14 protein-coding genes are annotated in these 19,079 nt (G+C 37.5%); 1 reads left to right on the top strand and 13 read right to left on the bottom strand.

Features of this window, described 5'->3' with window-relative positions:
* Positions 1-32: 32 nt before the first annotated feature.
* Positions 33-2,627 (bottom strand): selenium-dependent xanthine dehydrogenase, encoded by a 2,595-nt coding sequence (gene xdh / locus IIC38_03395; protein ID MCH8124993.1) that lies wholly within the window; start codon positions 2,625-2,627, stop codon positions 33-35.
* Between the two features lie 1,313 nt (positions 2,628-3,940).
* Between xdh and IIC38_03400 the strand changes: the two genes are divergently transcribed.
* Entirely contained in the window at positions 3,941-6,703 is a 2,763-nt protein-coding gene (locus tag IIC38_03400) for a TonB-dependent receptor (protein ID MCH8124994.1), read from the top strand.
* A 104-nt stretch (positions 6,704-6,807) separates the two neighbouring features.
* On the opposite strand, the gene IIC38_03405 is transcribed toward IIC38_03400, so the two are convergent.
* From IIC38_03405 to coaBC, 12 genes are all read right to left on the bottom strand, one after another.
* Positions 6,808-7,284: a RidA family protein gene (locus tag IIC38_03405; protein MCH8124995.1), complete on the bottom strand. Its 477-nt coding sequence runs from the start codon at positions 7,282-7,284 to the stop codon at positions 6,808-6,810.
* Between the two features lie 22 nt (positions 7,285-7,306).
* On the bottom strand, positions 7,307-8,113 hold the full coding sequence (locus tag IIC38_03410; protein MCH8124996.1) for a diaminopimelate epimerase: 807 nt from the start codon (positions 8,111-8,113) through the stop codon (positions 7,307-7,309).
* A gap of 113 nt (positions 8,114-8,226) precedes the next feature.
* Complete coding sequence (locus tag IIC38_03415; GenBank protein MCH8124997.1) at positions 8,227-8,811, bottom strand: nicotinate-nucleotide adenylyltransferase; 585 nt, start codon at positions 8,809-8,811, stop codon at positions 8,227-8,229.
* A gap of 53 nt (positions 8,812-8,864) precedes the next feature.
* The gene (gene bamD, locus IIC38_03420; protein MCH8124998.1) at positions 8,865-9,626 is read right to left on the bottom strand and encodes an outer membrane protein assembly factor BamD; all 762 of its coding nucleotides are present in this window, start codon (positions 9,624-9,626) and stop codon (positions 8,865-8,867) included.
* Between the two features lie 58 nt (positions 9,627-9,684).
* Positions 9,685-10,338, bottom strand: a complete 654-nt coding sequence (locus IIC38_03425) for a hypothetical protein (protein ID MCH8124999.1) — start codon at positions 10,336-10,338, stop codon at positions 9,685-9,687.
* Complete coding sequence (locus tag IIC38_03430) at positions 10,339-11,358, bottom strand: hypothetical protein (GenBank protein MCH8125000.1); 1,020 nt, start codon at positions 11,356-11,358, stop codon at positions 10,339-10,341.
* On the bottom strand, positions 11,351-12,883 hold the full coding sequence (gene lnt, locus IIC38_03435) for an apolipoprotein N-acyltransferase (GenBank protein MCH8125001.1): 1,533 nt from the start codon (positions 12,881-12,883) through the stop codon (positions 11,351-11,353). The genes IIC38_03430 and lnt overlap by 8 nt, the downstream gene beginning before the upstream one ends.
* A gap of 69 nt (positions 12,884-12,952) precedes the next feature.
* A complete protein-coding gene (gene ruvX / locus IIC38_03440; GenBank protein ID MCH8125002.1) occupies positions 12,953-13,387 on the bottom strand; it encodes a Holliday junction resolvase RuvX in 435 nt (144 codons plus the stop codon).
* A 5-nt stretch (positions 13,388-13,392) separates the two neighbouring features.
* A complete protein-coding gene (locus tag IIC38_03445) occupies positions 13,393-15,612 on the bottom strand; it encodes a bifunctional (p)ppGpp synthetase/guanosine-3',5'-bis(diphosphate) 3'-pyrophosphohydrolase (GenBank protein ID MCH8125003.1) in 2,220 nt (739 codons plus the stop codon).
* Between the two features lie 31 nt (positions 15,613-15,643).
* Complete coding sequence (dnaB, locus tag IIC38_03450; GenBank protein MCH8125004.1) at positions 15,644-17,023, bottom strand: replicative DNA helicase; 1,380 nt, start codon at positions 17,021-17,023, stop codon at positions 15,644-15,646.
* Positions 17,024-17,058: 35 nt separating this feature from the next.
* On the bottom strand, positions 17,059-17,823 hold the full coding sequence (locus tag IIC38_03455) for a uracil-DNA glycosylase (protein MCH8125005.1): 765 nt from the start codon (positions 17,821-17,823) through the stop codon (positions 17,059-17,061).
* Between the two features lie 9 nt (positions 17,824-17,832).
* Positions 17,833-19,071: a bifunctional phosphopantothenoylcysteine decarboxylase/phosphopantothenate--cysteine ligase CoaBC gene (gene coaBC, locus IIC38_03460; GenBank protein MCH8125006.1), complete on the bottom strand. Its 1,239-nt coding sequence runs from the start codon at positions 19,069-19,071 to the stop codon at positions 17,833-17,835.
* Positions 19,072-19,079 lie beyond the last annotated feature (8 nt).

The following is a 19,079-nucleotide window of genomic DNA, read 5'->3' on the forward strand; positions in this document are numbered from 1 at the left end:
TTAATAATTATCTAAGATTGTTAAAATAGCCATTACGCGATTTTTCGATTGCCAATGATCGCTCTTGCAGCAGGCGAATCCTTCATTGGCAATGAAAACCGGCGAATGCCGTCAAATTTATGAAGTGCTGCTGCAACGGCAGGTGCGGTTGGCACCAGGCCGATCTCCCCTACTCCTTTCGCGCCAAAAGGTCCTTCCGGCTCGTGTTCTTCGATAACGATCACTTCGACCTCTGGCATATCCTTCGCCCGCAAAATATGTAGCGAACGTAAATCATACTTTTGCGGAGCACCATTTTCTAATCGAAGTTCCTCGGTTAAGGCATATCCCAGGCCCATATGGATAGAACCTTCAATTTGGCCTTCAAGTAGTTGCGGATTTAAGGCTTTTCCTACATCATGAGCGGCAATGACTTTCTGAAGTTTACCATCATCATCCAATATTACAACCTGGGTGGCAAATCCATAGGTAATATGCGTTCGTTGTTCTTGCGACATGTCATCTATTTTAGTGGTTTTATCATCGACTACTTCGCCGATATATTCCCTGCCAACCAGTTCCTTTAGATTAGCAGTTTCCATATCTTTTCGTAATTTTTCAGCAGCCATTTTAACCGCATTACCCGCCAACAAGCTCCCTCGAGAAGCGGTGGTCATTCCGCAGGGAACAGGTTTTGAAGTATCAATTTTCACTCTTACTTTACGTGGATCGATGCCGGTTACTTCACACAGTACTTGCACCATAATCGTCAACAAACCTTGACCCATTTCAGTAAAGCCAGAGTAAATGGTGATAGATTCATCCTCTTCAATGACAATATGTGCCTGACCACTTTCAGGCATGCCATTTCCAATACCAACATTTTTGATGCCGCATGCAATCCCAGCGTATTTTGCATTACGATACTGATCCTTTACAGCCAATAACGTTTTCTTCATTCCCACTGATTTTTTTAATACTTGCCCAGTGCTAAACATATCTCCTACATCCAGAACATTGCGCCAGCGTATTTCCCAACCATCGATACCAAGCTTTTCCGCCAAAATATCCAACATGCTTTCAATACCAAATGCAGCTTGATTGGCGCCGAATCCTCGCATGGCGCCGCATGGTGGATTATTTGTATAGACCGCAAGTGACTCAATATCAACATTGGGAACTTTATAAGGGCCGCAGCCATGGCCGGCCGCACGCTCTAACACCTTGGCACCAACCGATGCATAAGCGCCTTTATCGCCGATCATTCTTGCGAAAACAGCCGTAATATGGCCATCTTCATCACAGCCGACTTTATATTCCATTTCTATAGGATGCCGTTTGGGATGGAATCGAATACTTTCCATTCTGGATAAGGTTGTTTTAACAGGACGATTTGTAACCATTGCCAGTACGGCTGTTTGCCCTTGGATGGATAAATCTTCCTTACCGCCAAAAGCGCCACCATTGGGAACAAGTGTAACCTGTACCTGATCTTCTGTTAGCCCAAGAATAGAAGCAACTTGAGCACGATCGTCGAAAATTCCCTGGCCCTGGCTATAGAAATTCACTGCGCCATTTTCAGGGATCGCCAGGCAACTTTCCGGCTCAAGAAATGCATGCTCGATCATCTGGGTTTGGAAAGTATGGCTGACCACATGTGCAGAATTTGCAAAAGCCTTTTCCGCATCGCCTCGCTTTAATACAGATTTAGATAATAAATTCCCATCGGGATGGATTTGATATGCATCTTTCTTAAGTGCGTCATGTGGATTTGTGATGGGTTGCAATTCTTTGTATTCAAGTTGGATCTCTGCAACTGCAGCACGAGCAATCGCTTCCGATTCTGCAGCAACCGCTGCTAATATATCTCCCACGCAACGGGTTTCTTCTCCTTCGGCAACAAATTGCGGCCAATCTTTGGTAATCAAACCCTGGTATCGCTCCCCTGGTATGTCTTTAGCAGTGATCACCGCATGAACACCTGGTAGATTTTCAGCTCGGGTTGTATGGATCTTTTTCAAGAGACCACGGGGGCTGGGAGAAAATAATAGCGCTCCATACAGCATACCTTCAACGTTCATATCATCGATATAAAGTCGATCTCCTAACGTTAACTCGACGGCTGAAACGCGAGGTAATGAGGAACCAACTTTGCCGGAATAATCGAGTTCGGGACGAGCTTCGCCCAGGAACATTTTGCCTGCAGTCTCGATGGCATCGATAATCTTGACGAATCCAGTACATCGGCAGATATGCTGGTTCAATGACTTAGCTATTTCTTCTCGCGATGGATTAGGATTCTGAGATAACAAGGACTCCCCTCTTACAACGATCCCCGGAATGCAAAAACCACACTGCAAACCCGCCTTCGCCATAAACGCATGACTCCAAACTTCTCGTTTTTCTTCTGAAAATCCCTCAAGTGTAATGACAGATTTTCCAGCAACCTTACTGATGGGCACAACACAGGCGACCATTGCTTTTCCATCAATGAGAACCACGCAACAGCCACATTGGCCCAAAGGGCTGCAACCATTTTTGGGAGAGGTAATATTAAACTGGTTCCGGAGGATTTCAAGCAAAGAGACATTAAGATCAGCTTCAACGGAAACTGGGTCTTCGTTCAAGTTAAATGATATTTGTTGAATCTGTGGTTCGGCAAACATTATATCTAAATAATCAAATCCCAATAACGAAATTAAAATACAGTGCCATTAATTTATTTCAAAATAGTTTAGCAATCTAATTAAATTGAGGAACCAATACTTCAATGGTAAATTGCATCGTTTATTGAGTTAAATGAAACGAAAACTTTTCTGCCTTTTATATTCGGCCTGATTCCCACTACTCATTAAAAAAAACCATCGCGTTGTTCTTAAAATATACAATACATGGTACAACAAATAAGAATTACTACTAAACTAACTACTAATAAACAAAATGAGTTGTTTGAGAATTATTCCATAAAATGGGATGGAATGAAAAAAATGGTCAGCATGTTTCAGGCGAGGTATATCTATACCGGTTGAATATAAATTGTTTTTTGAAGAAAAGGAAAATGCTGGCAATAAATTAGAAATCACAACAGATCTGGCTTTATTGACCAGCTTAATTGAAGTGATATTTTCTTTGAGAAAATAGAGTTTTACGTAAAGCTTCGGTTGTGTTCAGCAATAAAAATTATTACTACAAAATTGTGGAATCATTCAATAAAATCTTCAAAAGGGGGCTGATAACAATATCATCAATTTTTTTTGGCTATTCCTCCCTTAATCAAGTAATGTTATCCTAAATTTTTTTGTATTTCGGTAAGAATTGTTCCTGATGTAACACTTTGCAACCTTAACAATCAACCAAAATTCTAAAATTTATTTTTGTGCTAATAATAGATTAAAAGTCTTGATTTATTATTAATTATTATGTATACTCTAAAAATCTTTGGAAGGCATAAATAGTGGATACGATGAGTAAAGTAACAACATATAGTATTCATGTTCCTTGTTTGGATGAGCCATTGCGCTCCTTTTTTTTGTTTTAAATCACCAAGGGGATCATTTATTCGAATAAATATTGTCAATAACTTAATTTAATAGTAACAATAAATGGAATATTAAATAAACCTTTTTTTAATAGGAAATACTTTAATTTAATGATCCAAATTATAAGCGATTTTACCTATACCTAATTTTATTTCCACGGCTACTCATAGCAAATAGTAATTATTTCAAGTACAATTTACACTCATAAATCAAATTAAATGCAACAATAAACAAAGTAATATTCTTGCTTTATTCATAACCAAATTAAGTATGTTCTTTGTCATATATCATCAAATCATTAGGAGTGTATAAACTCTCCTTTTTTATGTTTATTAAACATAAATGTAATTTTACATTAGTTGTATATTTGCTTAATCCAATATGAATAGCAAGGATTAAATAATAAATAGGAGTAAAGTAAAATGAACAAACAATATAAAATTTTACTTATTTTTCTTTTGATTGTTTTGTGTCCTGTGGCGTTGTTTGCTGCTGATGCAACCATTAAAGGAAAAGTAACAGACGCTACAACAGGGGATCCCCTGCCAGGAGCCAACGTAGTAATAAAAGGTACTTCAAAAGGTACTATCACAAATCAAGATGGTATTTTTACGATCACCGGTTTAAAGCCTGGAAATTATACGGTTAGAGTTTCTTTTATTGGTTATGGCTTAACTGAAAAAATGGTTGCCGTTATGGAAGGCGCCACGGTTACAGCAGATTTTGCCATGACTGAAGCCATACTTTCCGGTAAGACGATTCAGATTACCTCAAACCGAGCACGTGAACGGGAGACACCAGTTGCTTTTACGGATGTTAGTAAAGCGCATATTGCAGAATATCTGGGTTCCAGAGATATCCCATTGGTGTTAAACACCACCCCAAGCGTCTATGCAACCGCAACAGGTGGCGGCGCCGGTGATGCTCGTATCAATGTCAGAGGTTTTAACCAACGTAATGTGGCCATCCTGATAAACGGCGTGCCGACAAATGATATGGAAAATGGCTGGCTCTATTGGTCTAACTGGGATGGCATTGCGGATGTCACATCCTCTATTCAAGTGCAACGCGGCCTTAGTGCGAATAATCTTGCCGTACCCTCGATAGGCGGCACCTTGAATATCCTAACTGACCCGACTGCTTTAGAACGAGGAGTTACCATCAAGCAAGAAATTGGCAATACATTTAATATGCATGATGATCGATTTACTAAAACTACTCTAGTATTTAACAGTGGATTAATGGACAATAAATATGCTATTTCCGCTGCCGTGGTTCGCAAAACCGGTGATGGCATTAATGACAAAACCTGGACCGATGCCTGGGCTTACTATTTAGCGGCGTCTTACCAGGTTAATACAAATAACAGGTTGGAATTGTATGCCATTGGAGCGCCCCAACGTCATGGCCAAAATCTATATGCTCAAAATATTGGCGCTTATAGCCATAGTTATGCCAGAGGCTTAGACGATTACGATCCAGCCGCGTTGGATAAGTTTCCTGAAGCCGGCCGTAAATACAATGAAACTTGGGGCCCGGTAAGCTCTTCGTATACCGGGAAACAAGCTTGGAACGGAAGCACCACTCATGATCGTTTCAATCCCAATTTTCTTAACGAAAGAGAAAACTTCTTCCATAAACCACAGATAAATTTAAATTGGTTTTCAAGACTTACTGACAATTTAGGGCTTTACTCCATTACTTATTATTCCGGTGGTAAAGGTGGTGGTACAGGTACTCTAAACAATAGAACTGCCAGTGGTTCAAGCGCATTTATTTGGGACTTTTCCGGCCCTTCTCGATTTGCCGACTGGGATGCAAATATAGCTATGAACCGGGGTACTTTAGATCGAAAAGGCGGCGATAAAATAGCTGGTGAATCCTTGGCCATCTTACGAAATAGCCGTAATAACCAATGGACAATTGGCAACATCACTAAATTGGAATATGATCTTTCGGACGCTGTCAAAGTTACTGGTGGTATCGACTGGAGAACTGCCGAGATCGAGCATTATCGTGAAGTTCGTGATCTGCTTGGCGGAGATTTTTTCCGTTCCACAGCTTCAGATTTTTGGACGACAGAAGCACAGCAGAAAAGAGGCCTCGGTGATAAGGTGGCCTATAACAATACCAATAATGTTAACTGGTTGGGCTTCTTTGGTCAGGCCGAATACAGCTTTGACAAAATTAGTGCATACGGTATGGCTGGATGGTCTACGATTAAATATAAATTTACCGACCATTTCACAAATGTTGGCGGAAACGAATTAGTCTTAGAATCTGACAATATTAGCGCATACCAATTTAAGGGTGGAATAAGTTATCGTTTATCTAATGTTGTTCAAATTTATGGTAACCTTGGCCATGTTGAAAAAGTGCCTATCTTCGATAATGTGATCAGTGATGCGGCTGGGACTAAAGCCGAAGATCCAAAGAATGAGAAATTCGATTCCTTTGAAGCAGGTGTGAATTTCCGATTATTAGAAGGAAAACTAAGCACAAAACTCAGCGCTTATCATACCGCATGGAAAGACAGGTCCAATTCTCTAGGTATTACAAATGCTGATGGCTCTGAAGCTCTTATTTTCTTAACCGGTATGGATATTCTACACCAGGGAATTGAAATCGAATCAAGTTTTCGAGCAAATCGAAATATCCGATTGGACGCTGCAATTTCATTAGGCGATTGGAAGCATACAGGTGACGCTTCCGGTGAATATAAAGATTTTAGCGATCCATCCGGACCAACCAGCCAGAATTTTAACTACTACGTTAACGATCTAAAGGTTGGTGATGCACCCCAAACACAAATTGTGCTCGGCGCTACAATTATGACAAATACCGGATTTCAGACTGGTTTGACTGTAAGAAATTACAGAGATTTCTATGCCAATTGGAATCCTTTCGATCGAACAAATATTGATGAACGTGGAATTCAAAGCTGGAAGGTTCCTAATGCCACAGTTGTCGATCTCCATGCTTCATACAAATTACCGTTCAGCTTCGGTGGAATTAAACCGCTGATTAACTTGAACATTTTCAACTTATTCGACAAAATGTACATCCAGGATGCTTTAGACAATAGTTCTTTCAATGGCTTCGATGGAGATCATGATGCGGATGATGCTGAAATTTTCTTCGGATTGCAAAGGTATTTCAATTTAGGAATTAGTTTATCTTACTAGTATCCGAATGAAATTGAGGGAACTTGATTGTCTCTCTTTTCGCTGAAAGCAAAAAAGGCCCTTTTTGATGAAGGGCCTTTTTTATTCGATTCTTTTTATCTAAATCAGTTTATATTTTTTACTGCAATCAACGATATTTCAACATTTGCATCTCTTGGCAACCTTGCAACTTCCACCGCTTCTCTAGCCGGAGGTTTATCACCAAAAAATTCTGCATAAACACTGTTAACTGCATTGTAATCAGTCAAATCCTGTAAGAAGACCGTTGCCTTTACAACATCATCGTAATCCATTTCGGCAGCTTTTAAAACAGCGCCTAAATTGCTTAATACCTGCTTTGTTTCTGCTTCGATGTTATCCTGAATTAATTCACCCGTTTTCACATCAAATGCAATTTGCCCAGAACAATAAAGCGTATTTCCAATAAGGATTGCCTGGCTATACGGGCCAATCGCTGCAGGTGCATCTACTGAAGAAATTACAATCTTTTTGAATGATGATTCTGTTTGATCATTATTTCCACAACCAAATTGTAAAATCAAACTAACGACTAAACATACTACGCCAAAATATCGTCTCATCTCTTTCTCCCAAATTTTAAGGTTATGGATTTAATTGAATTTCTCCACGGTAAATCTCATTAACTGTGCCGGTTAGCCAAAATTCAGTCATTCCCTCATCGAAATTTATATTTAATGAACCTCCTAAGACATTCACTTTTACGGGAGATTTTAAATGATGGATTTTTGCTGTGATTAAAACACTAGCCGTTGCACCCGTGCCACAGGCTAGAGTCTCGGCTTCTACACCTCGTTCATAGGTTCTTAAATCGATTTCACTGTTTGATTTTAACTGAACAAAATTTACATTTGTACCTTTAGAAAAATGGTCATTATGAGCTATTTTTTCACCCAATCGTTGAACATCCAGAGAAGTAATTTCTGGACTATAAAGAATATAGTGCGGCACTCCAATTTCCACATAACCGCCAACTTCAAAATCCAAATTCAGAATCATTGGTTCGTTTAAGAGAAGATTTTGGGGTACATTCATTTTAACGCTGATATTGCTTCCAACGATTTTCCCCTCATGGCAACTAAGCATTGAGTCGAAATTTGTACTCTTTTCAATGATTCCCAATTCCCTGGCGAAAGCCACAATACTCCTGGATCCGTTACCGCACATCTCGGATTCGATTCCATCTGCATTAAAATACCTCATTTTGAAATCTGATTTGTCACTTTTATGAAGTAAGATCAATCCATCTGCACCTATTCCAGATCTGCGTGTACAAAGCTTTTTAATATATTGATTATTTGAGATCGGGAATTGCAAAAGGCGATCGTCTATTATAATAAAATCATTCCCAGTTGCAGAGTATTTTGAAAAAGAAATCAATTGTGCATTCATTTTATTAAATTGCTTTGAGTATCAAAATTCTGAAATGAATAAACAGCATAAAAAAATAAACAGAATCTTTCCAAAAGAAACAACCCCTGATTTATAATAAACCTGGAAAATAATTATTGGCTTTTATAAAGCTCATTTTTTTCAATGTATACTTCTACATCTTTGGGAACGAGATATCTGATAGATTGGTTTCGATTAACCTTTTTTCGAATTTCCGAAGCGGAGATATCGATGATTGGTGTGTTTAAAATAATTGAACGATCGCGATACTCTGAACGCGCATCAGCTAATGGATAATTTGTTCGCTCGTACACTACGACTTGGGACAGTTTGAAAATCTCTTCCGGCTCTCGCCAGGTGTGCATCATGTGAAGGTTATCGGAACCGATAATCCAAAATATGTTTTTCGTTTTCATATTTTGATTTAGAAATCGTAAGGTATTAACTGAATAGGATTTTTCTTTTTGTTTTATTTCAATCTCAGAGAGTTCAAATTTTGGATTATCTTGTATTGCAAGGCTTAACATCTCTAATCGATGGTTTGTGGAAGTGATCTGTTGGTTTCCTTTATGAGGTGGATTTCCAGCAGGGATAAAGCACACTTTTTCTAGCAGTAATAAATCTTTAATTGTCTCTGCAATCAACAAATGCGCAAAGTGGATTGGATCAAACGTTCCACCAAAATAACCATATTTCATTGATTAAATTGCTTGGTAAGGATGATAAGTATTGGTAGCTAGAGAAATGGCTTTTATTTTCCGCCATTAGTAGGAATTTTACTCTTTAATAAATTTAGAGAATCATAAGCCAATGGGATATATTTGCTATCCGGATATTTCTTAACAAACTCTTCGAAAGTTTTTTGCGCCTCTTCCCAATTCTCAACCTTATTTAAACTCTCGCCTTTTCTGAATAGCGCTTCTTCGGCAAAATCCGTATCATAATAAACCTTAAGGAACTCATTGAAATAAATAATCGCCGCATTATAATGACCCATTTTTCGATACAGATTTGCAGCTTTAAATTCTTTTTTTGCCAATTTATTGCGCGAGGTTGTAAGTAACTCTTCAACTTTCGGACGGATATCACTGGTAGGAAATTCTTCCAGAAATGTTTGGAATTCTTTGACTGCCTGTATTGTATAATTTTGGTCTAAAGCATATCCCGGAGAAAGCTTATAATAACTCAATCCGATTTTATATTGTGCGTCATCGACTAAATCACTTTGCGGATAATTGCGACCTAATTTCTCATATTCTGAAGCAGCAATAATATACTCTTTCAGACCAAAATGGCTTTCAGCTAAATAGAATTGCGCTTTATCTGCTATTTGTGTTCCCGGGTAATTGAGCACCAAAATGGTAAACTGTGTTTTCGCCCCCAAATAATCTCCCTTTTCTAATAATTTCATTGCTACTTCAAACCTCTCATCCATTGCCATATTAGAAGCAAACTTATGAGACGAGCAAGCTATACTAGTCAGCAAAATCAATAGTATTACAAACTTAATCATCTTTCTTAAACCACACTTCATACTATTTATATATTTCCCTTCTTGATATGCCTGCTCATTATTGCGATCGTATTGAGTAAAAAAGATAAACGACAGTTCCTGAAATCGCAAATAAAAATAATGGTTCCACCAAGCCAGCCATAATCCCTTTTTTTTCCGTGAAATTACCCATTGCAAATGGCAAATTAATATTTCGAATACTTTTCAATTTACTTTTACTAATTGTATCATTTTTATCAAATCTAAACCTTTCAACAAAGATGATAGCTTTTGATTTCAAATCCTCAATTTCAACGAAAAAGTCTGCAGTTAAGTTTCGTAGATATTGTGACTTCTGCCAAAAATATTTTTTTGTTAACGTATAATTAATATCCCACTTTATCCATCTAAGTAGCAATTTTTTATCCGCTATATATTCCTTTGAATTTTCCGTCGATAATATAGCATTAAGTCCGAATAGAAGTTTTTGCCTTAAAAAAGTTCTTTGGTAATTATTAAAACTTGAATCTATTGATATCACTTCAATTTGAATAACTTCTCCATCTTTTAAGACGTTGTGATCTATCATTTTAGTTAAAATCGAATCCAAAATATTTTCCAACCACTGTTGATTGTTAAGGGGGACCTGAGCCTGCATGATTTTAGTATTAGCTACAGTTGAAGCTAGATGGATACAAATGAGATTGATTAATATACCTAGAAGAATTCGCATTTAAAATCCCAAATTAAACGATAAAAAATGAGACCTGTTTGTCGTTCCCCCATTATTTTCAAACAAAATAGAATAATTTAAAGCCATTAGAGGATTTATAAATTTCTTTACCCCATACTTGCTGAAATTGAGATTTAACAGTCCAACTCCAAATGAAAAATAATTTATTTTATCTTTTGGAGAACGAAAATACCCGGACCTTAAGGCGATATGATCCCAAAAACTTTGCTCAACTCCAAAATGCCACTCCCTTGTAGTCAGTTTATCCTCTTCGGAAATATTCCGTACGTCGATTGATATATTGTTATTTGGATTTGGTTTATAACTAATTCCCACATTTACACTTCCATCTTCAATACGATTATAATCCAGGAAGACATTTTTGAAATCATTCGGGACATCCGTAAAAACAACACCAACCCCAAGCTTGGTGGAGGGAAGTAAATAAATACCATAGCTAAATCCGACATGCTCATTGAAACTTAAAGATTGGGGGGAATTGAAGTAGCTCAATGTGCCTCCTATAAATACCTGATTTGCCAGTCGAATTTTTAAGAGTGTGGAATGCAGAGAATAAATAAATAAACTATCTGCTTCAAAAAATCTTTGGTTCTTGTGAATATCTCTTCGGGTTTCTAATTCTTCATGTCCTAAAATAACAAATTCCCAATTTGAACTTGAAACAACCAAAGCTCTTGGCAATAGTTTAACGATATTCCGCCATTCCGAATTGCTTATACCCTTTTTTAAATCACGTTTATAATAAGAATATAGACTGGCGCTTGCAAAAGGATTAAAAAAGCTGGTAATTCGAATGCCCTGTTTATCACTTGATAGCCTGAATGACGCAGGATTAAAGAAAATGGTTGCCAATCCACCTTCTACGGCCATATAAGCACCCCCCATTGCCAAAGGCCGGGCTTTCGCATAATTTACCGTAAAATAATAATCCTTTGTTTGGGCTGCGATATCGGTTGTACAAACTAATGTAAGAAAAATGATGATCAATATCTTAGACAAAAATCCCTCTTCTGGTAAATGCCAAAACTGTGGCCACTCCACTAACTCCTACCATTAGCAGCGCAAAAAAGTCACCATAGATGGTATAAATTGTAAACTCATTGCGCAATGGCAAATCTATCGCTGAGTAATAAATTTCATTATATTTACTTTTTTCAAGAATTCTGCCATAAGGATCAATAAAAGAAGAAATACCGGTATTTGCGCATCTTGCGATACTTGTTCTGTTCTCAATCGCACGAAAAACTGCAATTTGTGCATGTTGGTAGGGGCCGCTGGAATTTCCATACCACCCGTCATTTGTAACAATCACTAATAGTTGGGCGCCCATTTTTACCAATTTTCTAACATGTCCGGGAAATACAGATTCATAACAGATGAGACAGCCGATTTTCATTATTGTTTGGTTGAAATTAACATTAATTACATCCAATTTTTTGCCAGGTGTAAAGTCTCCTGCACCCATATTGAACTTCTCTAAAAATTCATTTAAAAATTCAAATGTATCCTCCAGGGGAACCCTCTCACCAAAAGGAACCAGTATCATTTTATTATATGTTTGGAATTCTTCATCACCTGGTTGAAACAGCACAACACTATTATAGGTTTCGTAATTTCCGTTACCTAAGTATCTAAAATCAGGTGATCCTGTCAAAATCGGCACATTTAATCGGTTTGTCAACTCGTAAAGTTTTTTTAATACTTTCGGTTTATTCCTCACAAATACGGCTGTTGCAGTTTCCGGCCAAACAACCAAATCCACATCTTCCGAATATACGGCATTTGTCAAGCTATCATAGATCGCAATATTACTATCAACAAAACCTTCACTCCATTTTAAGTAAGGATCGATATTACCTTGAATCAATGCTACTCGAAAGTTGTTTTCAAAATTTTCGGATTTTGGAATGGTTAATTTACCATACACATACGGAATTAAGAATAACCCAATCAATACTCCGATCAGAGCGAAGGCTTTCTTGATGGGTGGTCTTTCCTTCATCAGTATAAACAAAATAATATTAATCCACAACACCCAGAAAGAGACACCGAACACCCCAAATAATGCAGCATGTTGAATTAAGTCGGTGTAAAATGTTTGGGTGTAGGCTAAGGCAGTCCACGGAAAACCGAGGGAACCTAGCGATCTGAAGTACTCGATAGCCACCCAAATAGCCGGCATAAAAAAAATAGATTTACGGCCAAGTTTTTCTCTTAGTATTACATGAAACCAACCGTAGATCATCACGAATAACGGCAAGACAAGAAGCACACCAATAAGTCCTACAATAGTCGCAACATAAATCCAATAGAGGACAAATAAGTTCCAAATGAAACCGGCTAAATACCCCCATATCAATGCTTGTTTAGATGAACAAGATTCAAATAAATAAAATAGAGGAATAAATGCCCAATAAGCAAAGAATCCAAGTTGTAATGGTGGAAACGCAAGGCCTAAGGATAACGCAAATAAAAGGCATAAATATAAACGGATCCACATTGGAGATGGCCGTTTAACTGTCATCGTTAGGGTCAGCCGATACTTTCAATACCAAATCTCTATGACTAAATAATTTATTATATGTACAATCAACTAGTTCGAATTCAATCGATCCATGTAGCCTTGTAAAAACCAAATTGCCGCTATTTTATCTACTGTAGATTTATTCCGGCTTGGACTTTTCCCACTGAATTTAAGGGTATTTTCTGCTACCCGGGATGACAATCTTTCATCCCAATAATCAACCTGGACCGAGTAACGCTTCTTTAGTTGTTTGCCAAAGGATTCAACTTCTTTACAAAAGTCACTTTTACTGCCATCCATATTAAGCGGTTTTCCTAAAACAATATGAGATATTTTAAATGATTGTTGGACTTTATCTAAGTTCACCCATAAATCCATATCATTTTTGTAAACAATCGTTGACAATGGTTGTGCGGTAATATTGAGCGGATCACTGATAGCAACTCCTACTCTTTTCTTGCCAAAATCTAATGCTAATATTCGCTTTATGTTTCTGCTGATCATTATAATTAATTTCTGCTTTGGTTAAGATTTGAAATAACCAATGGCTGCTCTTCTGATTCTACGTTATGTTGCACGCCATCTAATCTCTCGATTCGGATCACACCTTTGACTTTGTCAATTTTATTGATCACTCTTGTCAAATGTTGAAGATTGCGGACTTCTACCATAAATCTACCATTAACAAAAGAATCTTCTGTTGTCAAATCCATACTTAAAATGTTTGTATCCGAGCTCGCAATTGCTTCGGAAACATCTCTTAAAAATCTCTTCCTATCTTCACCTACTAAATTTAAACGGACTACAAATCTTTGATCATTTTCGACATCCCACTTCACTTCAATTTTTCTTTCAGAATCATCAAATAAGTCCAGTAGATTGGCACAATCAGACCTGTGAATCACAATACCCCGGCCTCTTGTGATAAAACCTAGAATATTGTCCCCCGGAACAGGTTGACAACATTTTGCAAAGGAAATCAATAAATTATCCAATCCCTGTACTCGCACTACCGATTGTTTGGTGGACCGTGAGATAAATTTCTTGAGGAATGAACCTGACTTCACATCAGTGGAATTATTTTTTCCTAATTTTTCCAAAACACCCTGCAGTGATGTATCACCTTTTCCCAGTCCAGCATAAAGATATTCAATTTTTGAGAAACCCTTACTTTGAGCAACATCTGTCAGCAATTCTTCATTTACTTTAAGGCTGTATTTCTTTATATTTCGATCAAGAAGCTCTTTACCAAGTTTTATACTTTCTTCTAACAGGGAATCTTTCATCCATTTTTTTATTCTACCTCGGGCTTTCGATGTTTTTACAAACTTTAGCCAATCGGGATTTGGTAATTGTTTTTTTGAAGTAATAATTTCAATGGAATCCCCACTTCGGAGGCTGTTGTTTAGCGGTAGAATCCGACCGTTAACTTTAGCCCCAATACAATTCATACCAATGTCCGTATGAACTGTAAAAGCAAAATCTACAGGTGTTGAATTTTGGGGTAGCTTATAAAGATCTCCTTTTGGAGAAAATACAAAAATTTCATCATGAAAAAGGGAAACTTTTAAGTCTTCCATGAATTCTTTAGGATCGCCCTCATCTCGTTGCCAATCCAATACTTGGTGAAGCCACATTAATTGCTTATCGAATTCATCTTCCTTAACGACACCCTCTTTATACTTCCAATGAGCAGCAATTCCGGCTTCTGATGTTTTGTGCATTTCTTCAGTTCGAATTTGAATTTCCACCATTCTTCCTTCCGGACCTATAACTGTCGTATGAATGGATTGGTACATGTTGGATTTAGGAGTTGCTATATAATCTTTAAAACGGGCATGAACCGGAGTATAAAGAGTATGGATTATTCCAAGTGCAAAGTAGCAGTCATCAACTTTTTTCAAGATAATTCGCAAGGCAAAAAGATCATATATCTCTTCAAATGGCTTATTGCGAATCTCTATTTTACGATAGATACTTAACAAATGCTTGGCTCTGCCGGAAATATCAGCTTTGATCTTTACCTTCTTTAACTCTTTCTTGATCGGTTCCGTCATCTGTTTGATGTAAACTTCTCTTTCCCTGCGTTTGGCATTAATTTTAAGAGAAATATCATCATATGCTTTTGGATTAAGCACCTTGAAAGCCAAATCTTCAAGTTCCCACTTAATTCGTGCAATTCCCAATCGATGAGCCAACGGTGCATAAATTTCTCGCGTTTCGATTGCGATTCGCTTTTGTTTGATTTTTGGCATATGCTCGATGGTGCGCATATTATGGAGTCTGTCAGCAAATTTTATCATGATGACCCGAATATCCTGAATCATTGAAAATATCATTTTGCGAAAATTCTCAGCCTGTTTATCTTCAAGACTGTTGAAATGCAATTCGCTGATTTTTGTAACCCCATCTACTAACTGGGCAATTTGAGATGTAAACTCTTCTTCAACTTCCTTTGTCGTGATCCCGGTATCTTCTACGACATCGTGTAAAAGACCGGCAATAATGGTTACAGGGTCCATTTCCATTTCTGCTAGGATCTTACCAACCTCAAGAACATGAATAAAATAAGGATCACCTGAGAGTCGCAACTGATCTTTATGTGCCTTCCTGGCAAAATGGAATGCCTTATCGATCATTAGCAAATCCTGGTTGGTGATATTATTACCAACCAAGCCTTTTATTTCTTCAAGGTATTCCTGGAATTTTTTTCGTTTAGTCTCAGGCATAAATTAAACTATACAAATACATTTATTTTTTTTAACCTGTCATATCAAAATCATGATACGTATCCAAATTTTCAAATTTGGAATAATCCTCTATAAATGCAAGCTTGACCGTTCCTATAGGTCCGTTTCTCTGTTTTCCGATGATGATTTCTGCAATTCCCTCAAGTGAATTTCCTTCATCATCATATATGTCCTTATAGACTTCAGGACGATAAATGAATAAGACCAGATCGGCATCTTGTTCAATAGCACCGGATTCTCGAAGATCAGAAAGTACAGGGCGTTTATCGCCCCCTCTTTGCTCAACTGCACGTGAAAGCTGTGACAATGCTATTACAGGAATATCCAATTCCTTGGCCAAGGCTTTTAACGACCGTGAAATCGCTGAAATCTCTTGCTGTCGGCCTTCTGAAGAGGGTCCCTGTACAAGCTGCAAGTAATCAATAATTAATAATCCTAGATTTTTCTCAACTTTTAATCTCCTTGCCTTGGCGCGAATCTCAAGAATTCCCAAGTTCGGAGAATCATCAATAAAAATCTTTGATGCAGATAATTTGCCAACCGCTTCGCTCAATTTTGGCCAATCATTTTTTGACAATTTTCCTGTTCGTAAACTATGTGCATTCACTCTTGCCTCAGAGCACAATAATCTCATACCCAGCTGATAATTTGCCATTTCAAGGCTTAGTATTCCTATACAAACATCGTTGTCTAATGCTGCATTACGGGCAATATTAAGGGCTAAAGCTGTTTTTCCCATTGAAGGTCGACCTGCGATAACAATAAATTCCGAATTGTGAAATCCCGCAGTCATCTCATCCAGTTTCTTAAATCCAGAAGCCACTCCGGATATACCACCTTCTTTGCTATGCAGTTTTTCGATCTGCTCGAATGTTTCATGCATAATTGGGTTGATATCTAAAAATCCTTTTTGTAGGCGTTTTTCCGCAAGGCTAAATATCGCCTGTTCTGCTTTATCGATTATATCAAAAACTTCTTTCTCAGGACTATAGCCTTCTAATGAAATATTATTCCCAACATTTATTAATTTTCGCAGTAAGGATTTCTCTAAAACAATTTTAGCATGATATTCGACATTCGCAGCAGAAGGAACTGATTCTGCTAATTCTGTTAGATAATAACTTCCCCCAATTTGTTCCAACTGTTTTTGCCGTGTAAGTTCTTCAGTAAGTGTGATGATGTCAACCGGCTCGCTTTTTTCATACAAGCTTATTGCAGCTAAATAAATTATTCGATGAATATCTTTATAAAATGCAGACTCATCCAAAATTTCAATTGCTTTGCCGGTAGCTTCACGATCCAAAAACATAGAACCCAAAACAGACATTTCAGCCTCAATGGATTGAGGTGGAATACGATCGCTGGGTTCATGAGATTCCGTGAAATCCATTTTCTTCTGTTTTTTTTCTGCCATATTACTTCCGGTTACTTATAATTCGATTCAAAAATTACATCCTTTGGATCATCTCCTGCCAAAATCACATCATACACTTTCCTAAAATACTTTAAGTCATCCCAGGCATTGTATTTCCAATTTGGATTTCTCAGCAAAGCAGCAGGATGAAATGTAACGATCATCGGGATGTCACAATAATAATTTAGTTTGCCCCTCAAATCGCGTAAAGAATCTGAAGTCCTGAGTAAGGTTTGACCTGAAATTCTACCTAACACCATCATAACTTTGGGTTGAATAAGCTCAATTTGTCGATGTAAATAGGGTTCACACTCATTAACTTCTTCCGGAAGTGGATCTCGATTATTCGGGGGACGACATTTTAAGATATTGGCAATAAAAACATCTTCCCGATTGAAATTTATTGCCGCCAACATTTTGGTGAGCAACTGCCCGGCTTTGCCAACAAAAGGTTTGCCGACACTGTCCTCATCCGCACCAGGAGCTTCACCAATAAACATGGCATCTGCGTTTGGATTTCCACTGCCAAACACAAAATTTTTTCTCGTCTTTCCCAAAGAACATTTCTGGCATTCTTTTATTTGATGATAAAAATCTACAAGGGTTATTTTGCCTGAATTACTTTCACTGAAAGGTGAACTATTTTGTGGTTGCATTGCTTGTTCGATCGCATTGAGTTGTTTAGTAGACATGATAAAACCATCTCCGAACATATCTTTCTGTTGTTCCAGATAGCGAACGAACAACCCATTAATATTTTTTTGTGATATTGACATTTTAAAAACTTAAACTTGAATTGCGGATTTAAATTTAGATGGTCTTAATCCCAATAAAATAGCTACTTCATCCAGAATGTGTAAGGCAATTTCAAATTTATTCATTTTGGGTAGACTGATTTCATCGCCAGATTGAGTCAGAATTGTAACCACATTGGTATCTGTTGCAAATCCAGCACCTTCAACCAGTGGATTATTTACAACTATAATATCCAAGTTTTTCTTACGCATTTTTTCGTTTGCGTTTGCAATTATATTGTCAGTTTCAACAGCAAAACCTACAAAAACGCAATTGTTCTTTTTGGTTGAAAGTTCAGCCAGAATATCTGTGGTTTTTTCCAAATCTATGTTTAGGGTTTTATTATTCTTTTTTATTTTTGTTGAGCTAATTGCAACAGGTCTATAATCCGAGACAGCAGCCGACATTATCAAAACATCTGAGGTAGGATAAATATCGTTAATAATTATCTTCATTTCCTCGGCTGTCTGTATAGATTTAAAAACGGCGTCTTCAGGAGGATTCAGCGATGTAGGACCAGAAACCAAAGTGACTTCCGCTCCCCCGCTTAATGCAGCTTCTGCAAGAGAAAACCCCATTTTCCCAGATGAATTATTTGTTAGAAATCGTACCGGATCAATAGCTTCTTGAGTAGGACCGGCAGTGATAAGAAAATGTTTATTTTTAAATTCCTCGGTTTGCAGAAGTTTTATTTTTACCTTTGAGACGATACGCTCATTGGCTGCTAGTTTCCCAATTCCTTCCGTTCGACAGGCTAACAATCCAATTTCAGGCTCTATAAATTCGTAACCTAAATCCTTTAGTGTACTTACATTTTTTTGAACAATTGGATTATTCCACATGTCTGTATTCATTGCCGGTGCTAAAATGGTTTTTTTTGCACCAGCAACCATTATAATCGTTGATAATAAATCATCTGCAATACCATGTGTTACGTTACCAATCATATTTGCTGTCGCCGGACATATTAAAAGCGCATCGCAATCCCTTGCAATATCAATGTGACGAGTGGCAACCCTTTCATCTTCAGCAAACATCTCGGTTAATACAGGGTTGTATGAAAGAGATTCGAAAGTGAGTGGCGTGACAAATTTGTTTGCACTCTCAGTCATAATAACTTGGACGTCAGCGCCAAGCTCTTTCAATGACCGGATAACATCACAAACTTTATAACTTGCAATTCCACCAGTGACGCCAATAATTAATTTTTTATTAGCTAATACACTCATTTTCAAAA

It is taken from the genome of candidate division KSB1 bacterium (assembly GCA_022566355.1).
In the GTDB taxonomy this organism is placed as follows: Bacteria; Zhuqueibacterota; JdFR-76; order JdFR-76; family DREG01; genus JADFJB01.